Origin of the sequence: Bacillus sp. Hm123 (assembly GCF_051842975.2) — a bacterium.
Classification (GTDB): Bacteria; Bacillota; Bacilli; order Bacillales; family Domibacillaceae; genus Bacillus_CE.
This window is the reverse complement of record NZ_CM200277.1, coordinates 2,532,782-2,551,019: the sequence shown is the minus strand read 5'-3', so window position 1 is coordinate 2,551,019 and position 18,238 is coordinate 2,532,782. Positions and strand designations below refer to the sequence as shown.

The 18,238-nt window shown below is 40.6% G+C and carries 15 protein-coding genes; 14 read left to right on the top strand and 1 reads right to left on the bottom strand.

Annotated features, from left to right (window positions below; all coding sequences use genetic code 11):
* Nucleotides 1-23: 23 nt before the first annotated feature.
* From ystJ to ACSVDJ_RS13275, 7 genes are all read left to right on the top strand, one after another.
* Nucleotides 24-1,262, top strand: a complete 1,239-nt coding sequence (gene ystJ / locus ACSVDJ_RS13305) for an NADP-dependent malic enzyme (RefSeq protein ID WP_439169873.1) — start codon at nt 24-26, stop codon at nt 1,260-1,262.
* Between the two features lie 4 nt (nt 1,263-1,266).
* Nucleotides 1,267-1,878 (top strand): FadR/GntR family transcriptional regulator, encoded by a 612-nt coding sequence (locus tag ACSVDJ_RS13300; protein WP_439169874.1) that lies wholly within the window; start codon nt 1,267-1,269, stop codon nt 1,876-1,878.
* 67 nt (nt 1,879-1,945) lie between these two features.
* Nucleotides 1,946-2,818: an acetyl-CoA carboxylase, carboxyltransferase subunit beta gene (gene accD / locus ACSVDJ_RS13295; RefSeq protein ID WP_439170035.1), complete on the top strand. Its 873-nt coding sequence runs from the start codon at nt 1,946-1,948 to the stop codon at nt 2,816-2,818.
* Nucleotides 2,815-3,768 carry an acetyl-CoA carboxylase carboxyl transferase subunit alpha gene (gene accA / locus ACSVDJ_RS13290; protein ID WP_439169875.1) on the top strand — a complete coding sequence of 318 codons (954 nt, stop codon included), beginning with the start codon at nt 2,815-2,817 and terminating at the stop codon, nt 3,766-3,768. The genes accD and accA overlap by 4 nt, the downstream gene beginning before the upstream one ends.
* 206 nt (nt 3,769-3,974) lie before the next feature.
* Nucleotides 3,975-4,934 carry a 6-phosphofructokinase gene (gene pfkA / locus ACSVDJ_RS13285; protein WP_439169876.1) on the top strand — a complete coding sequence of 320 codons (960 nt, stop codon included), beginning with the start codon at nt 3,975-3,977 and terminating at the stop codon, nt 4,932-4,934.
* A 29-nt stretch (nt 4,935-4,963) separates the two neighbouring features.
* Nucleotides 4,964-6,727 carry a pyruvate kinase gene (pyk, locus tag ACSVDJ_RS13280; RefSeq protein ID WP_439169877.1) on the top strand — a complete coding sequence of 588 codons (1,764 nt, stop codon included), beginning with the start codon at nt 4,964-4,966 and terminating at the stop codon, nt 6,725-6,727.
* 76 nt (nt 6,728-6,803) lie between these two features.
* A complete protein-coding gene (locus ACSVDJ_RS13275; protein ID WP_439169878.1) occupies nt 6,804-7,193 on the top strand; it encodes an FxsA family protein in 390 nt (129 codons plus the stop codon).
* A gap of 29 nt (nt 7,194-7,222) precedes the next feature.
* Here ACSVDJ_RS13275 and ytvI read toward each other — a convergent pair whose 3' ends face one another.
* Nucleotides 7,223-8,353, bottom strand: a complete 1,131-nt coding sequence (gene ytvI, locus ACSVDJ_RS13270) for a sporulation integral membrane protein YtvI (RefSeq protein ID WP_439169879.1) — start codon at nt 8,351-8,353, stop codon at nt 7,223-7,225.
* 105 nt (nt 8,354-8,458) lie between these two features.
* Between ytvI and ACSVDJ_RS13265 the strand changes: the two genes are divergently transcribed.
* The 7 genes from ACSVDJ_RS13265 (at nt 8,459) to polA (ending at nt 18,226) form a co-directional block, all read left to right on the top strand.
* Nucleotides 8,459-8,917, top strand: a complete 459-nt coding sequence (locus ACSVDJ_RS13265) for a DUF441 domain-containing protein (RefSeq protein ID WP_439169880.1) — start codon at nt 8,459-8,461, stop codon at nt 8,915-8,917.
* Nucleotides 8,918-9,198: 281 nt separating this feature from the next.
* Nucleotides 9,199-10,314: a citrate synthase gene (citZ, locus tag ACSVDJ_RS13260; protein ID WP_439169881.1), complete on the top strand. Its 1,116-nt coding sequence runs from the start codon at nt 9,199-9,201 to the stop codon at nt 10,312-10,314.
* 111 nt (nt 10,315-10,425) lie between these two features.
* Complete coding sequence (gene icd, locus ACSVDJ_RS13255) at nt 10,426-11,694, top strand: NADP-dependent isocitrate dehydrogenase (protein ID WP_439169882.1); 1,269 nt, start codon at nt 10,426-10,428, stop codon at nt 11,692-11,694.
* Between the two features lie 79 nt (nt 11,695-11,773).
* Nucleotides 11,774-12,712, top strand: coding sequence for a malate dehydrogenase (gene mdh / locus ACSVDJ_RS13250; protein WP_439169883.1), 939 nt, complete (start codon nt 11,774-11,776; stop codon nt 12,710-12,712).
* A gap of 157 nt (nt 12,713-12,869) precedes the next feature.
* Complete coding sequence (locus ACSVDJ_RS13245; protein ID WP_439169884.1) at nt 12,870-13,586, top strand: response regulator transcription factor; 717 nt, start codon at nt 12,870-12,872, stop codon at nt 13,584-13,586.
* Entirely contained in the window at nt 13,583-15,358 is a 1,776-nt protein-coding gene (gene pnpS, locus ACSVDJ_RS13240; RefSeq protein WP_439169885.1) for a two-component system histidine kinase PnpS, read from the top strand. The genes ACSVDJ_RS13245 and pnpS overlap by 4 nt, the downstream gene beginning before the upstream one ends.
* Before the next feature lie 243 nt (nt 15,359-15,601).
* Entirely contained in the window at nt 15,602-18,226 is a 2,625-nt protein-coding gene (polA, locus tag ACSVDJ_RS13235) for a DNA polymerase I (RefSeq protein WP_439169886.1), read from the top strand.
* The last annotated feature ends 12 nt before the right edge of the window (nt 18,227-18,238 follow it).

The following is an 18,238-nucleotide window of genomic DNA, read 5'->3' as shown; positions in this document are numbered from 1 at the left end:
TTTAGATTAGGGAGTGGTGTTAAATGTCAATTAGAGAAGAAGCATTACATATGCATAAAGTCAACCAAGGAAAATTGTCTACAGGCATTAAAGTAGAGGTGAAAAATGCGAAGGATTTAAGCTTGGCTTATTCACCTGGTGTTGCGGAGCCTTGTAAAGAAATTTACGAAAAACCAGAAATGGTTTATGATTATACAATAAAAGGTAATACTGTAGCTGTTGTGTCTGATGGAACAGCTGTGCTAGGACTAGGAGATATCGGTCCAGAAGCAGCTATGCCGGTAATGGAAGGAAAAGCGGTTTTATTTAAAAGCTTTGCAGGCGTTGATGCTTTTCCGATCTGCTTAAATACAACGGACGTAGATAAAATTGTTGAAACTGTGAAGTTAATGGAGCCAACATTTGGTGGAGTTAATCTAGAGGATATTGCGGCGCCTAACTGCTTTGAAATTGAGGAGCGCTTGAAGAAGGAAGCGAATATTCCTGTGTTTCATGATGATCAACACGGGACAGCTATTGTAACAGTGGCGGGCTTAGTCAATGCGTTGAAACTGACAGGTAAAAAAATGACTGATATTAAAGTAGTTGCTAACGGTGCAGGAGCAGCAGGGATTGCGATTATTAAATTGTTAGTTAGCTATGGTGTAAATAATATTATTATGTGTGACTCTCGTGGTGCGATTTACGAAGGGCGTCCTGAAGGCATGAATCCTGTCAAGGAAGAAGTAGCTAAATATACAAATAGGAGCCGTGAAGAAGGTACTTTAGAGGATATTATCAAAGAGGCAGACGTCTTTATTGGCGTATCTGTAGCAGGGGCATTAACAAAGGAAATGGTTCAAACAATGAATGCCGATCCAATTATTTTTGCGATGGCGAACCCAATACCTGAAATTATGCCAGATGAAGCGAAAGCAGCAGGAGCGAAAGTGGTTGGAACTGGACGTTCTGATTTTCCAAACCAAGTTAATAACGTGCTAGCTTTTCCAGGTATTTTCCGTGGAGCGCTTGATGTACGCGCTACTCATATTAATGAAAAGATGAAGCAAGCAGCGGTAGAAGCGATTGCTAATTTAATTCCTGAATCAGAATTAAACGCTGATTGTGTTATCCCAGGTCCGTTTGATCCAAGAGTAGCACCAGCAGTGGCAGCAGCAGTAGCGAAGGCGGCAATGGAAACAGGAGTTGCTCGTTTGAAAGCTGATCCAGAAGAAATTAGAGAGCGGACAGTTCAATTGTCGATGATTGGAAAAGGAGAATAACAAGGTGGAAATCGCTCGTTCTCATTCTAAATTCGAAAAGGTAGTCGAACAAATTCGACACATCATTTTGGAAGACGGCTTGCTTCCAGGTGATAAGCTTCCGTCTGAAAGAGAACTATCTGAGCGTTTATCTGTTGCTCGGTCTTCTGTCCGGGAAGCACTTAGAGCCCTTGAACTGCTTGGGCTGATCGAAACGAGGCGCGGAGAAGGAACCTTTCTCCGCGATTTTCGCGATCATCAGTTGCTTGAACTTCTGAGCACGTTTATTTTACAAAATGATGAGAAGAAGCAAGGTGTTATCCGAACGAAGGAAATAATCGAGTTCGGTTGTTTATCGTTTGTGATCCAACGTTGCCATCTAGAAGAAGAACTGTCGGTTATTGCAGAGGAAATGAAGGCGCTCGATTACACGGAAGAGGATTTCTTTTCTTCTATAATGGCATTGAGCGAAAATGAATTATTGAGCAAGATTTGGACGATTATTTCCGATTACGTGGCTTCATTTTATTCGGTAGACCGAATGGTTCATAATAAGCCTCGTTTTTTTCACTTACTCGAACAATTAAAAACGAAAAATATGCAAGCGGTATTTGAAGCATACAAGCAGCTTAGTTAACAAACATCTAATACATTAGAAGTCTCAACTAAACGAGTTGAAAACCTTTACAGGGGGAGGAAACATGTTGATTAAAGACTTATTTCAAAAGCAAAAGCCGAAGAAGAAAAAGTATGCGACGATTCCTTCTGCAGCGAGCAAGCAAGATGTTCCTGAAGGGATAATGCAAAAGTGCCCTAAGTGTAAGAAAATTATGTATACGAAGGAATTAAAGCAGAATATGCATGTTTGCCTGCAATGTGACTATCATTATGGAATGAATGCTTTTGAGCGCCGAGATATTTTCATTGATGAGGGAACGTTTAAAGAGTTAGATGAAAACTTACGCTCCACTAATCCACTTGATTTTCCAGACTATATGGAGAAAGTCGAGAAAGACCGTGAAAAAACGAAGCTGAACGAAGCGATTTTGACTGGGACAGGTCAAGTCGATGGAAATGATGTTGTCGTAGCGATTATGGATTCAAATTTCCGCATGGGAAGTATGGGATCGGTCGTTGGTGAGAAAATTACGAGAGCGATTGAAGAAGCTGGTCGTCTTCATGTACCATTCATTATTTTTACCGCTTCTGGAGGAGCTAGAATGCAAGAAGGCGTGTTGTCGTTAATGCAAATGGCGAAAACGAGCGTCGCGCTAAAGCGCTTTAGCGATCAGGGTGGATTAATTATTTCGATCATGACACATCCAACAACGGGTGGTGTATCGGCAAGCTTTGCTTCATTAGGAGATTACAATTTTGCAGAACCTGGTGCGCTCATCGGTTTTGCTGGACGACGTATTATTGAACAAACGATCCGTGAAGAACTTCCAGAGGATTTTCAAACGGCTGAGTTTCTATTAAAGCATGGTCAGCTAGATGCAGTGCTACATCGTCATGAAATGAAGGAGAAAATCGGCCTATTATTAGATATACATCAACCGGGTGGTGAACTGGCATGATAGGATTAGAATTTGAAAAGCCGGTGTTGGAGTTGAAGGAAAAGATTGCTGAGCTGAAAGAATTCACCTCTACGTCAGATGTTGACTTGACAGAGGAAATTGAAAAGCTTGAGGATCGGCTACGCAAGCTAGAGAAAGATATTTATGAAAGCATGAGACCATGGGATCGCGTTCAAATGGCACGTCATCCAGAACGACCGACGACGCTTGATTATATTGATCATTTGTTTACTGATTTTATGGAGTTGCATGGGGATCGTTTATTTGGTGATGATGCTGCGATTGTCGGTGGAGTGGCGAAATATCGCGGGCTTCCAGTTACCGTAATTGGTCATCAGCGCGGTCGTGGCACGAAGGAAAACATTCGCCGTACATTCGGGATGCCGCATCCGGAAGGTTACCGTAAAGCACTTCGTCTCATGAATCAAGCGGTGAAATTTAAACGCCCGATCATCTGTTTAATTGATACGAAAGGTGCTTATCCTGGGAAAGCAGCAGAAGAACGTGGACAAAGTGAAGCGATCGCCAAAAATTTATTTGAAATGGCGGGCATGGACGTTCCTGTCATTTGTATCGTCATCGGAGAAGGTGGAAGTGGTGGAGCATTAGCTCTTGGTGTAGGTGATCGTTTATTTATGCTTGAAAATTCTACTTATTCCGTTATTTCGCCAGAAGGAGCTGCTGCTTTATTATGGAAAGATGCGACTCAAGCGAAGCGAGCAGCTGAGACAATGAAGATTACCGCTGGCGATTTAAAAGAGCTAGGGGTGATTGATGGCATTATTCCAGAAGCAAGTGGAGGCGCTCATCGTGACGTTAAGCAGCAAGCTGAATTTATCGATGCTACACTAAAAGAAGCTTTAGCGGATTTATTAAAACAATCACCTGAAGAACTTCTAGAAAAGCGCTATGAAAAATATAAAAAAATCGGTGCCTATTTGCAAGAATAGAGTGAAAGAGAACAAGCTACCTATACAAGGCTTGTTCTTTTTTTAGTTCTTTTTTAAAAAAGAAAACGTTTCCAATTGCAAAACTTTATTATTTATTTGTAAAGCTATCGTTCACCATTGTGAAGGTCAGACCTTTCTGTTATTTTAAAATAGACAAGAGAACTTTTATATGACAATTACATAAAAATCGTTATGAGGTGATCAATGTGAAGCGTATCGGAGTGTTAACGAGCGGTGGTGATGCACCAGGTATGAATGCCGCTGTACGTGCGGTTGTTCGGAAAGCGATTTATCAAGGCGTAGAAGTGTACGGTATTTATCAAGGATACCAAGGTTTAATGACAGGTCAGATCCAAAAGTTAGAAGTTGGATCGGTCGGCGATATTATTCATCGTGGTGGTACGATGCTTCGTTCAGCAAGATGCCCAGAATTCGTGACAAAAGAAGGGCAGATGAAAGGGCTACAGCAATTACAAGCGCTCGATATTGAAGGGCTGATTGTAATTGGCGGGGATGGATCTTATCGGGGAGCGAAAGCACTAACGGAGCTTGGTTTCCCTTGTGTTGGCGTGCCTGGCACGATCGATAATGATATTCCAGGAACGGACTTTACGATCGGCTTTGATACCGCATTAAATACAGTGATTGACGTCATTGATAAAATTAGGGACACGGCGAGTTCACATGAGCGCACTTTTGTGGTAGAAGTAATGGGACGAAATGCCGGTGATTTAGCGCTTTGGGCTGGACTATCAGCAGGAGCAGAAACGATTTTGATTCCGGAAGATCCATTTGATATGGACTCCATTAAAGAGCGTTTACTGAAAGGTCATGAGCGTGGAAAGAGACATAGTATTATTATCGTTGCTGAAGGTGTGATGAGTGGAAATGAGTTTGCGAAGAGGCTGGAAGAAGAGACTCAATTTGATACGCGGGTATCAGTTCTCGGTCATATGCAACGAGGAGGATCTCCGACCGCTGTAGACCGCATGCTGGCAAGCCGTCTTGGCGCTAGAGCGGTAGAATTGCTCATCGAAGGAAAAGGTGGGCGAACAGTGGGGATTGAGAAAAATCGCTTAGTCGACTACGATATTAGTGAAGCATTAGCGATGCCTCATCAACTCGATTTAGATATTTATCGTTTATCTAAGGAATTATCCATTTAAGGAACACCTAACTTTAGGAGGATACAAAAATGAGAAAGACAAAAATTGTGTGTACGATTGGTCCGGCAAGTGAAAGCTTAGACATGCTAACAAATTTAATGGAAGCAGGGATGAATGTCGCTCGATTAAACTTCTCTCACGGAAACCATGAGGAGCATGCATTACGCATTCAAACGATTCGAAAAGCGGCAGAGCTGACTGGGAAGTCGGTAGGTATTTTGTTAGATACGAAAGGTCCGGAAATCCGAACACATAACATGGAAAATGATTCGATTGAATTGGTAGCAGGTAACGATGCTATCGTTTCTATGACGGAAGTTCTCGGTACGCCGGAGAAGTTCTCTGTGACGTATAGTGGGCTAATCAATGATGTAACGAATGGCAGCAAAATTTTATTAGATGATGGATTAATTGCTTTAGAAGTTGTTGGGATTGATCCGCATAAAAATGAAATTCAAACAAAGGTATTAAATAGCGGGACATTAAAAAATAAAAAAGGTGTGAACGTGCCAGGGGTATCTGTCAATCTTCCTGGAATTACGGAAAAAGATGCGGAAGATATTGAATTTGGTATTCGCCAAGACATCGATTTTATCGCGGCTTCTTTCGTTCGTCGCCCATCCGATGTGTTAGAAATTCGTGAGTTGCTTGAAAAGCATGGTGCGGATCATATTCAAATCATTCCAAAAATCGAGAATCAAGAAGGTGTAGATAACATCGATAGCATTCTTGAAGTATCCGATGGCTTGATGGTCGCACGTGGGGATTTAGGAGTAGAAATTCCGGCAGAAGAAGTGCCGCTTGTGCAGAAAAATTTAATTTTAAAATGTAATGTGCTTGGAAAACCAGTCATTACAGCGACACAAATGCTTGATTCGATGCAACGTAACCCTCGCCCGACACGTGCGGAAGCAAGCGACGTAGCGAATGCGATTTTCGACGGAACAGATGCGATTATGTTGTCAGGAGAAACAGCGGCCGGAATGTATCCAGTCGAAGCGGTAAAAACGATGCATAACATCGCTGATCGGACAGAAACGGCGCTTAATTATTCAGATATTTTGACTAGCCGTAGCAAATTAAGTAACCGTCGTACAATGACAGATGCGATTGGACAATCGGTTGCTCATACGTCAAATAATCTCGATGTGAAGGCAATTGTAACACCGACTGAAAGCGGTCATACGGCACGAATGATTTCACGTTACCGCTCGAAAGCACCAATTGTCGCAGTTACTTCGAATGAACGCATTTCTCGAAGTCTTTCGCTCGTTTGGGGAGTGTTTTCAAAGATCGGGCCAACTGTGAAAACAACGGATGACATGCTTGAGCTGGCGGTACAGCAAAGCTTGACGACCGGTCTTGTTGAACATGGCGATTTAATCGTAATCACAGCTGGTGTTCCTGTAGGTGAATCTGGTACAACGAACTTAATGAAAATCCACATCGTTGGCGACGTTCTCATGAAAGGACAAGGAATCGGTCGCAAATCTGCTTATGGCAAAGTAGTCGTTGCGAAAAACGCTGCTGAAGCTCTTGAAAAAGTAGAAGAAGGCTCTATTTTAGTGACACTTGGTACAGATAAAGAGATGGTACAGGTGATTGAAAAGTGTGCGGCTGTCATTACTGAAGAAGGTGGCTTAACTAGTCATGCGGCAGTCGTTGGGATCAATTTAGGAATCCCGGTAATTGTCGGTGTGGAAAAGGCTGTTTCCGTGTTAAATGATGGACAAGAAATTACAGTCGATGCGGCACGCGGAATTATTTACAATGGTCACGCGAACGTATTATAAGCGGTTTTTTTCTCTATTTTGAGGTTGGATGATATAATGAAATTCATACTTGAATATGATAAAGGAGAATCATTCTATGAGAGCGATTATTCCATTTTTCATTATTATTCCAGCCTTAGAACTTGGTTTATTGATGTATTTTGGGAAAACATTAGGTATTTGGCTAACGATTTCACTTATTTTAGCAACCGGCTTTTTAGGGGCGTATTTAGCCAAGAAGCAAGGATTGCAAACGATTGAAAAGTTGAAAGCGGACATGCAAACGGGTCAGTATATGGGCGATGCGGTCTTAGACGGTGTTTGTATACTAGTGGGAGGTCTGTTGTTATTGACTCCTGGCTTTATAACAGATACAACGGGCTTTTTATTGCTATTCCCGGCTACGAGGAAATATTTCAAGCCACTTTTGTACAAAATATTTCGTCGTTTATTCCAAGGCGGTAGCAATATCATTATTATGAAATAAAAAAGAACGTCAGCGCTTATGCTGACGTTTTATTTTTGCGGTGTTGGAGTGTCTTTCCCCATAATATATTGCCAAAGGTCAGAAAATACACCAGCGCTTCGCAGTGAGTTGAGAATCACCAATGTCACAGGACCTAAAATTAGTCCGAAAAAGCCGAAAAGCTTAAAACCGATGAATAAAGCGACTAAGGTGGCAAGGGGATCTAAGCCGATGCTAGATGACAAAACTTTCGGCTCAATAATTTGACGCTGAACGACAACGATCGTATACAGAATCGTGAGCCCGATAGCAAGGCCGGAATCTCCTGCAATGAATTCATAAATAATCCAAGGAACAAATATAGCCCCTGTTCCTAAGTAAGGAAGGACATCAACAAGCCCGGCAATTAAAGCGAGTGTGATCGCGTAGTTGACTTTCAATATGAGAAAGCCGATTAACACGGTGACTGTCGTGATGGAAACGAGTGTCATCGTTGCTTTTACGTAGCCAAACAGTGCTTGTTTCAGGGAGGAAAATACTCGAATGATGCTGAAGGACGCTTTATTTGGTAAAAAGGTAGAGAAATGCTGTTGCAGTCGCTCCCAATCTTTGCTGATGAAGAAAGCAGCAAGAAAAGAGAAAATAATCACCGTCGCAAAATTAGGAATCCAAGAGATTAAGTTAGGTAACTTCAAAAAGAAGTTTTGCAAAAAGTCTCCCGCAGTAGAAGCAAATGTTTCACTAGCATTTTTGATATTGGCTAAAATGGTTTCTTGCTGATCGGTCCCTAATGTTCGGAACATGCCGGATATTCGTTCATAAAAAGGGATGATTTGAGAAGCAAATACCCCTTCGAAATATTTCACCATTGTATCAATATGCCCTGGCACTACTTCGGCGAAATAATTAGCACCAGCAACAATTTCAGCAATTAATAGTGTAATAATTCCTGCAAACAGTGCAATCATAGTAATGATTGACGTTACAACAGCTGCAGGGCGCGGAAATTTCGCTTTGTTTTCTAAGAAGCGGATAAACGGTTTCATTAAAAATGCGATCGCAAATCCTATAATAAAAGGATACGTTACTTTTGCGGTATAATATAAAGCAAGAAATAGTAAGACAGTGGATACAATGACAATGAAAAATCTGACAAGTCGATCCCTGTTGACCGGATTCATTCACATACCTCCGTTAATAAGCAAATGTTTGTACTTATTGTAACGGTTTGGTTGCTTGAAGAAAAGAATAAAGCTTAGAAGGAGAAGGAGGAGGAAGGAATACTTATGTTACAGTCTTATTTATTTTTATTATTGCTGTTGTTTATTAGCGCCATAGCCAAGAATCAATCGCTTTTAATCGCTGTCTCCGTTTTGTTGGTGATGAAAGTCATCGGCATGGATGAAAAGTTTTTTTCTATGTTTCAATCAAAAGGAATTAATTGGGGTGTGACGATCATTACAATCGCTGTGTTAGCTCCGATTGCGACAGGTGAGATTGGGTTTAAAGAGCTACAAGAAGCACTCAAATCGCCGTATGCTTGGATTGCACTTGTTTCAGGAATGGCCGTTGCCTTATTGGGAAAACAAGGAATCGTTTTACTCGCGGAGGACCCTCATATTACAGCTGCTCTTGTGTTAGGAACGATTGCCGCGGTAGCGTTATTTAACGGCGTCGCTGTTGGTCCGGTCATCGGAGCGGGAATTGCCTATATAACAATGAAAATATTTGAAATATTTCAATAGATATTTATGTATTTTCAATGTATAATATTACGTAACTAAATAATTTTTCAGTATAACATGAAAAATTATTTAGTTTTATTCGTAAAGCAAAATAATTTTGACTATTTTTCGACGCTTTCGATTCACAAAATATAGATAGTTGTTTATAATAGGAAATGAAAGCGCAACCTTTTACCAATTCTATAATGACTTTTGCTTCGTAGTTACTGAGCAAGCGCTCGATAGTGTGGTGGTTTAAAAAAGGTATATGGGGAAATTTAAAGGCGAAGGAGAGAAAAACTATGACTACAACTCGTGGATTAGAAGGAGTAGTTGCAACAACGTCATCGGTTAGTTCGATTATTGATGATACTCTTACATATGCAGGCTATAACATCGATGACTTAGCAGAGAATGCGAGCTTTGAAGAAGTTATTTATTTGCTTTGGCACCGCCGTCTTCCTGCACAAGCTGAACTGGATGAATTAAAGCAGCAATTAGCGGATAACTATGATATTCCTCAAGAAGTATTGAACCACTTCAAAATGTATCCTATCGATAAGGTCCATCCGATGGCAGCATTACGTACTGCAGTCTCTTTATTAGGTTTATATGATGATGAAGTAGACGTAATGACAGAGGAGGCTAATTATCGAAAAGCCATTCGCCTTCAAGCGAAAATTTCTACTCTCGTAACAGCTTTTGCGCGCATTCGTCAAGGGCAAGAACCAGTTGCTCCGCGCAAAGATTTAGGGTTAGCGGCAAACTTCTTGTATATGCTATCTGGTAAAGAGCCAGCACCAATCGAAGTAGAAGCGTTTGATAAAGCGCTTGTCTTGCATGCGGATCATGAATTAAACGCATCAACATTTACAGCTCGCGTCTGTGTAGCGACGCTATCAGATGTGTATTCTGGTGTGACTGCAGCGATCAGTGCGTTGAAAGGTCCTCTTCATGGTGGTGCGAATGAACAAGTAATGAAAATGCTTTCTGAAATTGGTTCAGTAGATAACGTAGAACCTTATATCTTAAACAAATTAAATAATAAAGAGAAAATTATGGGCTTTGGCCATCGCGTCTATCGTCAAGGTGATCCTCGTGCGAAGCATTTGCGCGAAATGTCTAAAAAATTGACAGAGATTACTGGCGAACCGCAATGGTATGAAATGTCTATGCAAATCGAAGAGTTAGTGACATCTCAGAAAAGTTTGCCGCCAAACGTAGACTTTTATTCTGCGTCTGTGTATCACAGTTTAAAAATTGAGCATGATTTATTTACGCCAATTTTCGCTATTAGCCGTGTATCTGGTTGGTTAGCACATATTTTAGAGCAGTATTCTAACAACCGTTTAATCCGTCCTCGTGCGGAGTACACAGGTCCAGATATGCAAAAATTTGTGCCGATTAACGAGCGTTAATAATTCTGATATTTACAAAATGAATAAAAATTGTTGTAATATAAAGGTAAGTACAAAGGTTAGACGCTCTATGCTGCTAGCCTTTGATTCTGGAATTGGAGGTATTGTAAGATGACTCAAGGCGAAAAAATTACTGTACAAAATGGTGTGTTAAACGTACCAAATCATCCGATTATTCCATTTATCGAAGGGGACGGAATTGGTCCTGATATTTGGGCGGCAGCTTCTCGTGTATTAGACGCAGCTGTTGAAAAAGCTTACAATGGTGAAAAGAAAATCGAGTGGAAAGAAGTATATGCTGGAGAGAAAGCTTTCGATAAAACTGGTGAGTGGCTTCCAGCAGAAACGCTAGACCTAATTCGTGAATACTTAATCGCAATTAAAGGCCCTTTAACTACTCCAATTGGCGGTGGAATTCGTTCACTAAACGTAGCGTTACGTCAAGAGCTGGACTTATTTGTATGTCTTCGTCCAGTGCGCTACTTCGATGGTGTTCCTTCACCAATCAAGCGTCCAGAAGATACTGACATGGTTATTTTCCGTGAGAACACAGAAGATATCTACGCGGGTATTGAGTACGCGGAAGGTTCAGACGAAGTGAAGAAATTATTAGCATTCCTTCAAAATGAAATGGGCGTGAACAAAATTCGTTTCCCTGAAACATCAGGTCTTGGAATTAAGCCGATTTCAAAAGAAGGGACAAGCCGTCTAGTTCGTTCAGCGATCAACTATGCGATTAAAGAAGGTCGTAAATCTGTTACTTTAGTACATAAAGGGAACATCATGAAGTTCACTGAAGGCGCTTTTAAAAATTGGGGCTATGAACTAGCTGAAAAAGAATTTGGTGATCAAGTATTTACTTGGGCACAATACGATCAAATTAAAGAAGAGCAAGGAGCAGAAGCGGCGAACAAAGCACAAGCGGATGCGGAAGCGGCTGGAAAAATCATCGTAAAAGATTCAATCGCTGATATTTTCCTTCAACAAATTTTAACTCGTCCGAAAGAGTTTGATGTCGTTGCGACAATGAACTTGAATGGCGACTATATCTCTGACGCTCTTGCTGCTCAAGTTGGCGGTATCGGTATCGCTCCTGGAGCAAACATTAACTATGAAACTGGACATGCTATTTTCGAAGCAACTCACGGTACAGCTCCTAAATACGCAGGTTTAGATAAAGTAAACCCTTCATCTGTCCTTTTATCAGGTGTATTATTGCTTGAGCATTTAGGTTGGAATGAAGCAGCTCAAATGATTACAAAATCAGTAGAGCAAACAATTGCTTCTAAAGTTGTTACTTACGACTTTGCTCGACTAATGGAAGGTGCAACGGAAGTTAAAACTTCTGAATTTGCTGATGAGCTAATCAAAAATTTATAATCAATGATTGAACTAAGACGACCTATTAAACGGTCGTCTTAGCATTATATATTGATAATTTTTAAGGGGGCACTTAAAAATGAGTTTGCAACGTAAAAAGATCTCTGTTATTGGTGCAGGTTTCACTGGTGCAACAACTGCTTTCTTACTTGCTCAAAAAGAGCTTGGAGATGTCGTGTTAGTTGATATTCCGCAAGCAGACGGCCCAACAAAAGGAAAAGCGCTTGATATGCTTGAAGCAAGCCCAGTTCAAGGTTTTGATGCAAACATCATTGGTACTTCTGACTACGTAGATACGAAAGACTCCGACATCGTGATCATCACTGCTGGTATCGCTCGTAAGCCAGGCATGAGCCGAGATGACTTAGTGCAAACAAACCAAAAAGTAATGAAAGCTGTCACGGGAGAGATCGTGAAAAATTCTCCAAACTGTACCATCCTTGTATTAACAAATCCAGTAGATGCAATGACATATACAGTTTATAAAGAGTCTGGCTTTCCTAAAAATCGTGTAATCGGACAATCGGGTGTACTAGATACAGCTCGTTTCCGTACATTTGTAGCGCAAGAATTAAATCTTTCAGTGAAAGATGTGACGGGCTTCGTTCTAGGGGGCCATGGAGATGATATGGTGCCACTTGTACGTTACTCTTACGCTGGAGGCATTCCTTTAGAAACGTTAATTCCAAAAGATCGTTTAGATGCAATCGTAGAGCGTACGCGTAAAGGTGGCGGTGAAATTGTAGCCCTTTTAGGTAATGGTTCCGCTTATTATGCTCCAGCAGCAGCCCTTGTTGAAATGGCTGAAGCGATTTTGAAAGATCAACGCCGCGTCATTCCTTCTATCGCTTACTTAGAAGGCGAATATGGGTTTGACGGTATTTATCTTGGAGTGCCAACGATCCTCGGTAAAGGCGGTATCGAACAAATCATCGAACTAGAGTTAACAGAAGATGAGAAAGCAGCCCTTGCTAAATCCGCTGCCTCTGTTCGTAACGTAATGGAAGTACTTGCTTAATTTTTGAAATAAATGAGAAGGAGGTGTCTTGCTTATGGAGACATCTCTTTTTTTTCTTGAGTGGACAGCGGGCATCGCTTTTCTTGTTCTTTCTTAAATGAGACAAATTATATATAATAGATTAGGAATAGTTACTATTTCATTTGAGGAGGACGGCATGGCAAAGACGATTTTAGTTGTTGATGATGAGCAATCCATCGTCACATTAATTAAATATAATTTGGAGCAAGCTGGTTATCAAGTACTTACTGCTTTTGATGGGCGGGAAGGGCTTGAGAAAGCAATAGAGGAAAGTCCCGATTTAATGATCCTTGATTGGATGCTTCCAGGTATGGATGGCATGGAAGTATGTAAGGAGTTAAGACAGAGAAAAATTAGCGTACCTATTTTGATGCTCACAGCAAAGGATGAGGAATTTGATAAGGTGCTCGGGCTAGAATTAGGGGCGGATGACTATATGACGAAGCCATTTAGTCCTAGAGAGTTGCTTGCGCGAGTGAAAGCAATTTTACGTCGGCTTCAGCATTTAATGAAGGAAGAAGAGGTCATTGAAAGTGAAGAACGTTATTTTGAAGTGTCTGAGTTAAGAATATTTCCAGATCAATATGAAGCTTATTTTCTAGAAGATTTGCTCGAATTGACACCGAAGGAATTTGAATTGCTGCTTTATTTAGTGGAAAATAAAGGGCGGGTGTTGACTCGGGATCAGCTGTTGAGTGCCGTGTGGAAATACGACTTTGCTGGAGATACGCGAATTGTTGATGTCCACATTAGTCATTTGCGAGAAAAAATCGAAAAAAATACGAGAAAGCCACAGTACATAAAGACAATCAGAGGGCTTGGCTATAAGCTTGAGGAGCCAAAAACTTCATGATTAAGCTTCGCACCCGATTAGTACTAGGGCTGACTTTTCTTGTGTTTCTCGTTCTCGTCGCTCTAGGTTTCGTTTTAAGCGAGATGTTTAAAACGTATAATTTAGAAACGTTAAATGACCGTTTAGAGAAAGAGACGGTTCTTTTAGCTGAGCAGATTAGTCGAGAAGGTGGCATTTCTCAAATGACGGAGGAGCGAGTGAAGGGTTGGAGTGAACAGTTAAAGGTTCGTGTTTCTATTATAGATCCTTCTGGAGATTTGCTCTTTGACAGCGAAATGTATGATGCGACCAAGAAGGCTGAGTATCAGAAATTAGTGCAGCGCATTGCTAATCTAGAAGCACCGAAAAATTATCAAGAGGCGTTAGCGATTAAATATGATGAGCAATTCCATTGGCGCACAATTGATAACGATGAAGGAGCGATGGAAGGGGTAGTGATCCTCAACACAAAAGTGGATGATTTGACGGATGTGTATAAGCAAATTTGGATGATCTTACTCATTTCTATCGGTGCGGCACTTTTATTAATTGTTTTATTAGGAATGAAAATTACTAATCGCTACACAAAGCCAATCGAATCCGTTACGAAAGTAGCGATCGAATTGGCAAAAGGAAACTACCGTGCGAGAACGTATGATACACCGACGAATGAAGTCGGAATGTTGAATACTTCTATTAATATACTTGCCCGAAACCTTCAGGAAATGACGCAAGCACAGGAAGTCCACCAAAACCGACTAACCACTTTAATTGAAAATATGGAGAATGGTTTGCTACTCATTGATGATCGTGGATTTATCATCGTTGTCAATAAATCGTTTAAAAAGTTCTTTCATGTGAAAAATGAACGATTAATTAAAAAAAGATACTATGAAGCGATTCAATATAAAGAAGTGATTGAGATCATTGAAGAAGTGTTTATGACCGAGGAAAATGTGCGTAAGCAGATCTTGCTTCCTCTCGGCATTGAGCGTAAGCATTTTGAAGTTTCAGGTGCGCCGATCATCGGAACAAATGATGAGTGGAAGGGCATATTAATTGTCTTTCACGATATTACCGAAATAAAAAAGTTAGAACAGATGCGAAAAGACTTTGTTGCGAATGTCTCTCACGAATTAAAAACACCGATCACTTCAATTAAAGGGTTTACTGAGACGCTATTAGACGGAGCGATGAGTGATCCAGAAGCGTTGTCGATGTTTTTAAATATTATTTTAAAAGAAAGTGAACGAATGCAAACGCTAGTGATGGATTTGTTAGATTTATCTAAAATTGAACAAAATGGAATCGTGTTAAATTTGAAGCCGGTGCGAGTGGATGAAGTCATTGAAGAAATTCTTCCTACTCTTGAAAATCGCATGCAAGATAAGCGGATTTCATTGACGTTAAATATGGAGAGAAATCTTGAAATCCTTGGTGATTTGTATCGTTTGAAACAAGTGTTTATTAATTTAATTAACAATGCTATATTGTATACCCAAGAGGGAGGAGCTGTTCATATAGCTACTTTTGATCAAGGGTCTTACGTTGAAGTGCAAGTATCTGATAATGGTATTGGCATGGAACCGGAAGAGGTTCCGCGAATTTTTGAAAGATTTTATCGTGTAGATAAAGCAAGAAGCCGTAATTCAGGTGGAACGGGTCTAGGGTTAGCGATTGTTAAGCATATATTAGAAGCACATGATGGCAAAATTTCTGTGCAAAGTAAAGTAAATGAAGGTACTACATTCATCGTTAAGTTGAAAAAGCAGCCTGAAGTTGAAGGGGAATGATTGAAGTTTCACCTTATTTACAAAATATTAATGTAGAGTTTACACCTGCTTTATAAATAGAGACTATAATGTAATCTATCAACCCCCTTTATCCAAAAGCTGTCCTTTGGAGGGGCTTTATGCCCCTCGCTTTTTTTATAGTGGGATGATACAAGGCCGTTATTTTCTTTTTTTATTCTAGACATGTTAGAATAAGAAGGAAAATAGCGGCTTTTTATGTTGTTATACAAGGAGGAGACGAGGTTGGAGAAAAAAATTGTTTTAATTGATGGAAATAGTGTAGCCTATCGGGCGTTTTTTGCTCTTCCTTTATTAAACAATGATAAGGGAATACATACAAATGCAGTTTATGGATTTACGATGATGTTAATGAAAATCTTACAAGAAGAGCAGCCTACTCATATACTTGTGGCTTTTGATGCGGGGAAAACGACGTTTCGGCATGAAACGTATCAAGAATATAAAGGGGGACGACAAAAAACTCCTCCTGAACTATCAGAACAATTCCCGTATTTACGCGAACTATTAACTAGTTATCATATTCCATATTTTGAATTAGAGAACTATGAAGCGGATGACATTATCGGTACATTGTCATTACAGGCAGAAAAAGATGGGTTCCAAGTAAAAATTTTTTCTGGAGATAAAGATTTAACTCAATTAAGCTCAGAGGCTACGACGGTTTGTATTACTCGAAAAGGGATCACAGATATCGAAGTGTACACACCTGATCATATTCAAGAAAAGTATGGCCTTACGCCGGAACAAATTATTGATATGAAAGGGTTAATGGGCGATTCTTCCGATAATATTCCCGGGGTGCCAGGCGTGGGAGAGAAGACAGCGATTAAGCTATTAAAACAATTTACATCTGTTGAACAGTTGCTTGACTCGATTGATGATGTTAGCGGGAAGAAACTAAAAGAAAAGCTAGAGGAGCATAAAGACTTAGCTTTAATGAGTAAGCAGCTAGTGACGATTTTGCGAGAAGTACCGATGGATGTTTCATTAGATAGCTTACAATATGAAGGGCCAGACAATGATCAAGTGTATGAGCTGTTCAAAGACCTTGGTTTTAATTCATTGCTTGATAAATTAGATCGGCCAGCTCATGAAGCGGCGGCTCATGAAACTGTGAAATTTGAGAAAGTGAGCGAGGTAACGGAGCAATTGTTTAGCGATCAGTCTTCGTTTTATTTGGAAATGATCACGGAGAACTATCATCATGCAGAGGTCGCTGGATTTGCTCTAGCGACGGAAGGTGGAGTCTCTTATATACCTACTGAAGTCGCATTAGCTTCCCCGGATTTTAAAGCGTGGGCCGAAAATGAAGAACAGAAAAAATCGGTGTTTGATGCGAAGCGGACGGTGATCGGCTTAAGACGTTATGGGATTGAGCTAAGAGGAGTTGATTTCGATTTACTATTAGCTTCCTATTTAATTAACCCATCGGAATCACCAGAGGATTTTTCGGCAGTAGCGAAATTGCATGGATTTGGAACGATTCAGTCCGATGAAGCAGTGTATGGCAAAGGGGCAAAGCTTAAGCTACCTGAAGAAGAGGTGTACGCTGAACATATTGCTTCCAAAGCGGCAGCGTTAGCACAATTAAAAGAAACTTGTTTGCAGGGATTGGAAGGAAATCAGCAACTCGAACTATTTTATGAACTGGAATTACCTTTAGCTTTGATCTTAGCTGATATGGAATCAGAAGGGGTACAGGTCGATGTTGATCGTTTGAAACAAATGGGGGAAGAGTTGAAAAATCAGTTGTCTGTCATTGAACAAACGATTTATCAGTTGGCCGGAACAGAGTTTAACATTAACTCACCAAAGCAGCTCGGTGTCGTTTTGTTTGAAAAGCTAGGCTTACCTCCGATTAAGAAAACGAAAACGGGCTATTCTACTTCGGCTGATGTGTTAGAAAAGCTAGCCCCATCTCATGAAGTGGTAGAGCATATTCTTCATTATCGTCAGCTCGGAAAGCTGCAATCGACGTATATTGAAGGCCTGCTGAAAGTGGTAAGTGACGCAAATAAAATTCATACTCGTTTTAACCAAGCGTTAACGCAAACAGGTCGACTCAGTTCAACAGAACCGAATTTGCAAAACATCCCGATTCGATTAGAAGAAGGAAGAAAAATTCGTCAAGCCTTTGTGCCGACCAACAGCGACTCGGTTATTTTTGCGGCGGATTATTCCCAAATTGAACTAAGGGTACTCGCTCATATTGCTAAGGATGAAAAATTAATTGAAGCCTTTCGTCAAGGATTAGATATTCATACAGCGACCGCGATGGATGTGTTCCATGTGGCGAAAGAAGAAGTTGACAGCAATATGCGCCGTCAAGCGAAAGCGGTCAACTTTGGGATTGTGTATGGCATTAGTGATTATGGTTTATCACAAAACTTGGGCATTAGGAGAAAAGAAGCGGCTGACTTTATTGAACGTTATTTAACGACGTATCCAGGCGTGAAAGAATATATGGATGCCATTATTCGTGAGGCGAAGGAAAAGGGCTATGTTACGACGTTGCTGCACAGAAGACGTTATATTCCTGAAATTACAAGCCGAAACTTCAACTTACGCAGCTTTGGAGAACGAACAGCGATGAATACGCCAATCCAAGGAAGTGCCGCTGACATTATTAAAAAAGCGATGATTGATGTAGCTGAGCGATTAGAAAAAGAACAGTTACAGTCGAAATTGCTTTTACAAGTGCATGATGAATTAATTTTCGAAGTGCCAAAAGAAGAGATCGACATTATGAGTAAACTTGTGCCGGAAGTGATGGAGCAGGCTGTTCTGTTAGAAGTTCCGCTCAAAGTCGACTTTTCTTACGGTGCCACTTGGTATGATGCGAAATAAAAGGAGGAAAAT

What these genes read in the sequence shown, in the direction of transcription:
- ystJ (WP_439169873.1), top strand. Translation starts at nt 24, where the DNA reads ATGTCAATTAGAGAAGAAGCATTACATATGCATAAAGTCAACCAAGGA.
- accA (WP_439169875.1), top strand. Translation starts at nt 2,815, where the DNA reads ATGATAGGATTAGAATTTGAAAAGCCGGTGTTGGAGTTGAAGGAAAAG.
- pyk (WP_439169877.1), top strand. Translation starts at nt 4,964, where the DNA reads ATGAGAAAGACAAAAATTGTGTGTACGATTGGTCCGGCAAGTGAAAGC.
- ACSVDJ_RS13275 (WP_439169878.1), top strand. Translation starts at nt 6,804, where the DNA reads ATGAGAGCGATTATTCCATTTTTCATTATTATTCCAGCCTTAGAACTT.
- ytvI (WP_439169879.1), bottom strand. Translation starts at nt 8,353, where the DNA reads ATGAATCCGGTCAACAGGGATCGACTTGTCAGATTTTTCATTGTCATT.
- ACSVDJ_RS13265 (WP_439169880.1), top strand. Translation starts at nt 8,459, where the DNA reads ATGTTACAGTCTTATTTATTTTTATTATTGCTGTTGTTTATTAGCGCC.
- citZ (WP_439169881.1), top strand. Translation starts at nt 9,199, where the DNA reads ATGACTACAACTCGTGGATTAGAAGGAGTAGTTGCAACAACGTCATCG.
- icd (WP_439169882.1), top strand. Translation starts at nt 10,426, where the DNA reads ATGACTCAAGGCGAAAAAATTACTGTACAAAATGGTGTGTTAAACGTA.
- mdh (WP_439169883.1), top strand. Translation starts at nt 11,774, where the DNA reads ATGAGTTTGCAACGTAAAAAGATCTCTGTTATTGGTGCAGGTTTCACT.
- ACSVDJ_RS13245 (WP_439169884.1), top strand. Translation starts at nt 12,870, where the DNA reads ATGGCAAAGACGATTTTAGTTGTTGATGATGAGCAATCCATCGTCACA.
- pnpS (WP_439169885.1), top strand. Translation starts at nt 13,583, where the DNA reads ATGATTAAGCTTCGCACCCGATTAGTACTAGGGCTGACTTTTCTTGTG.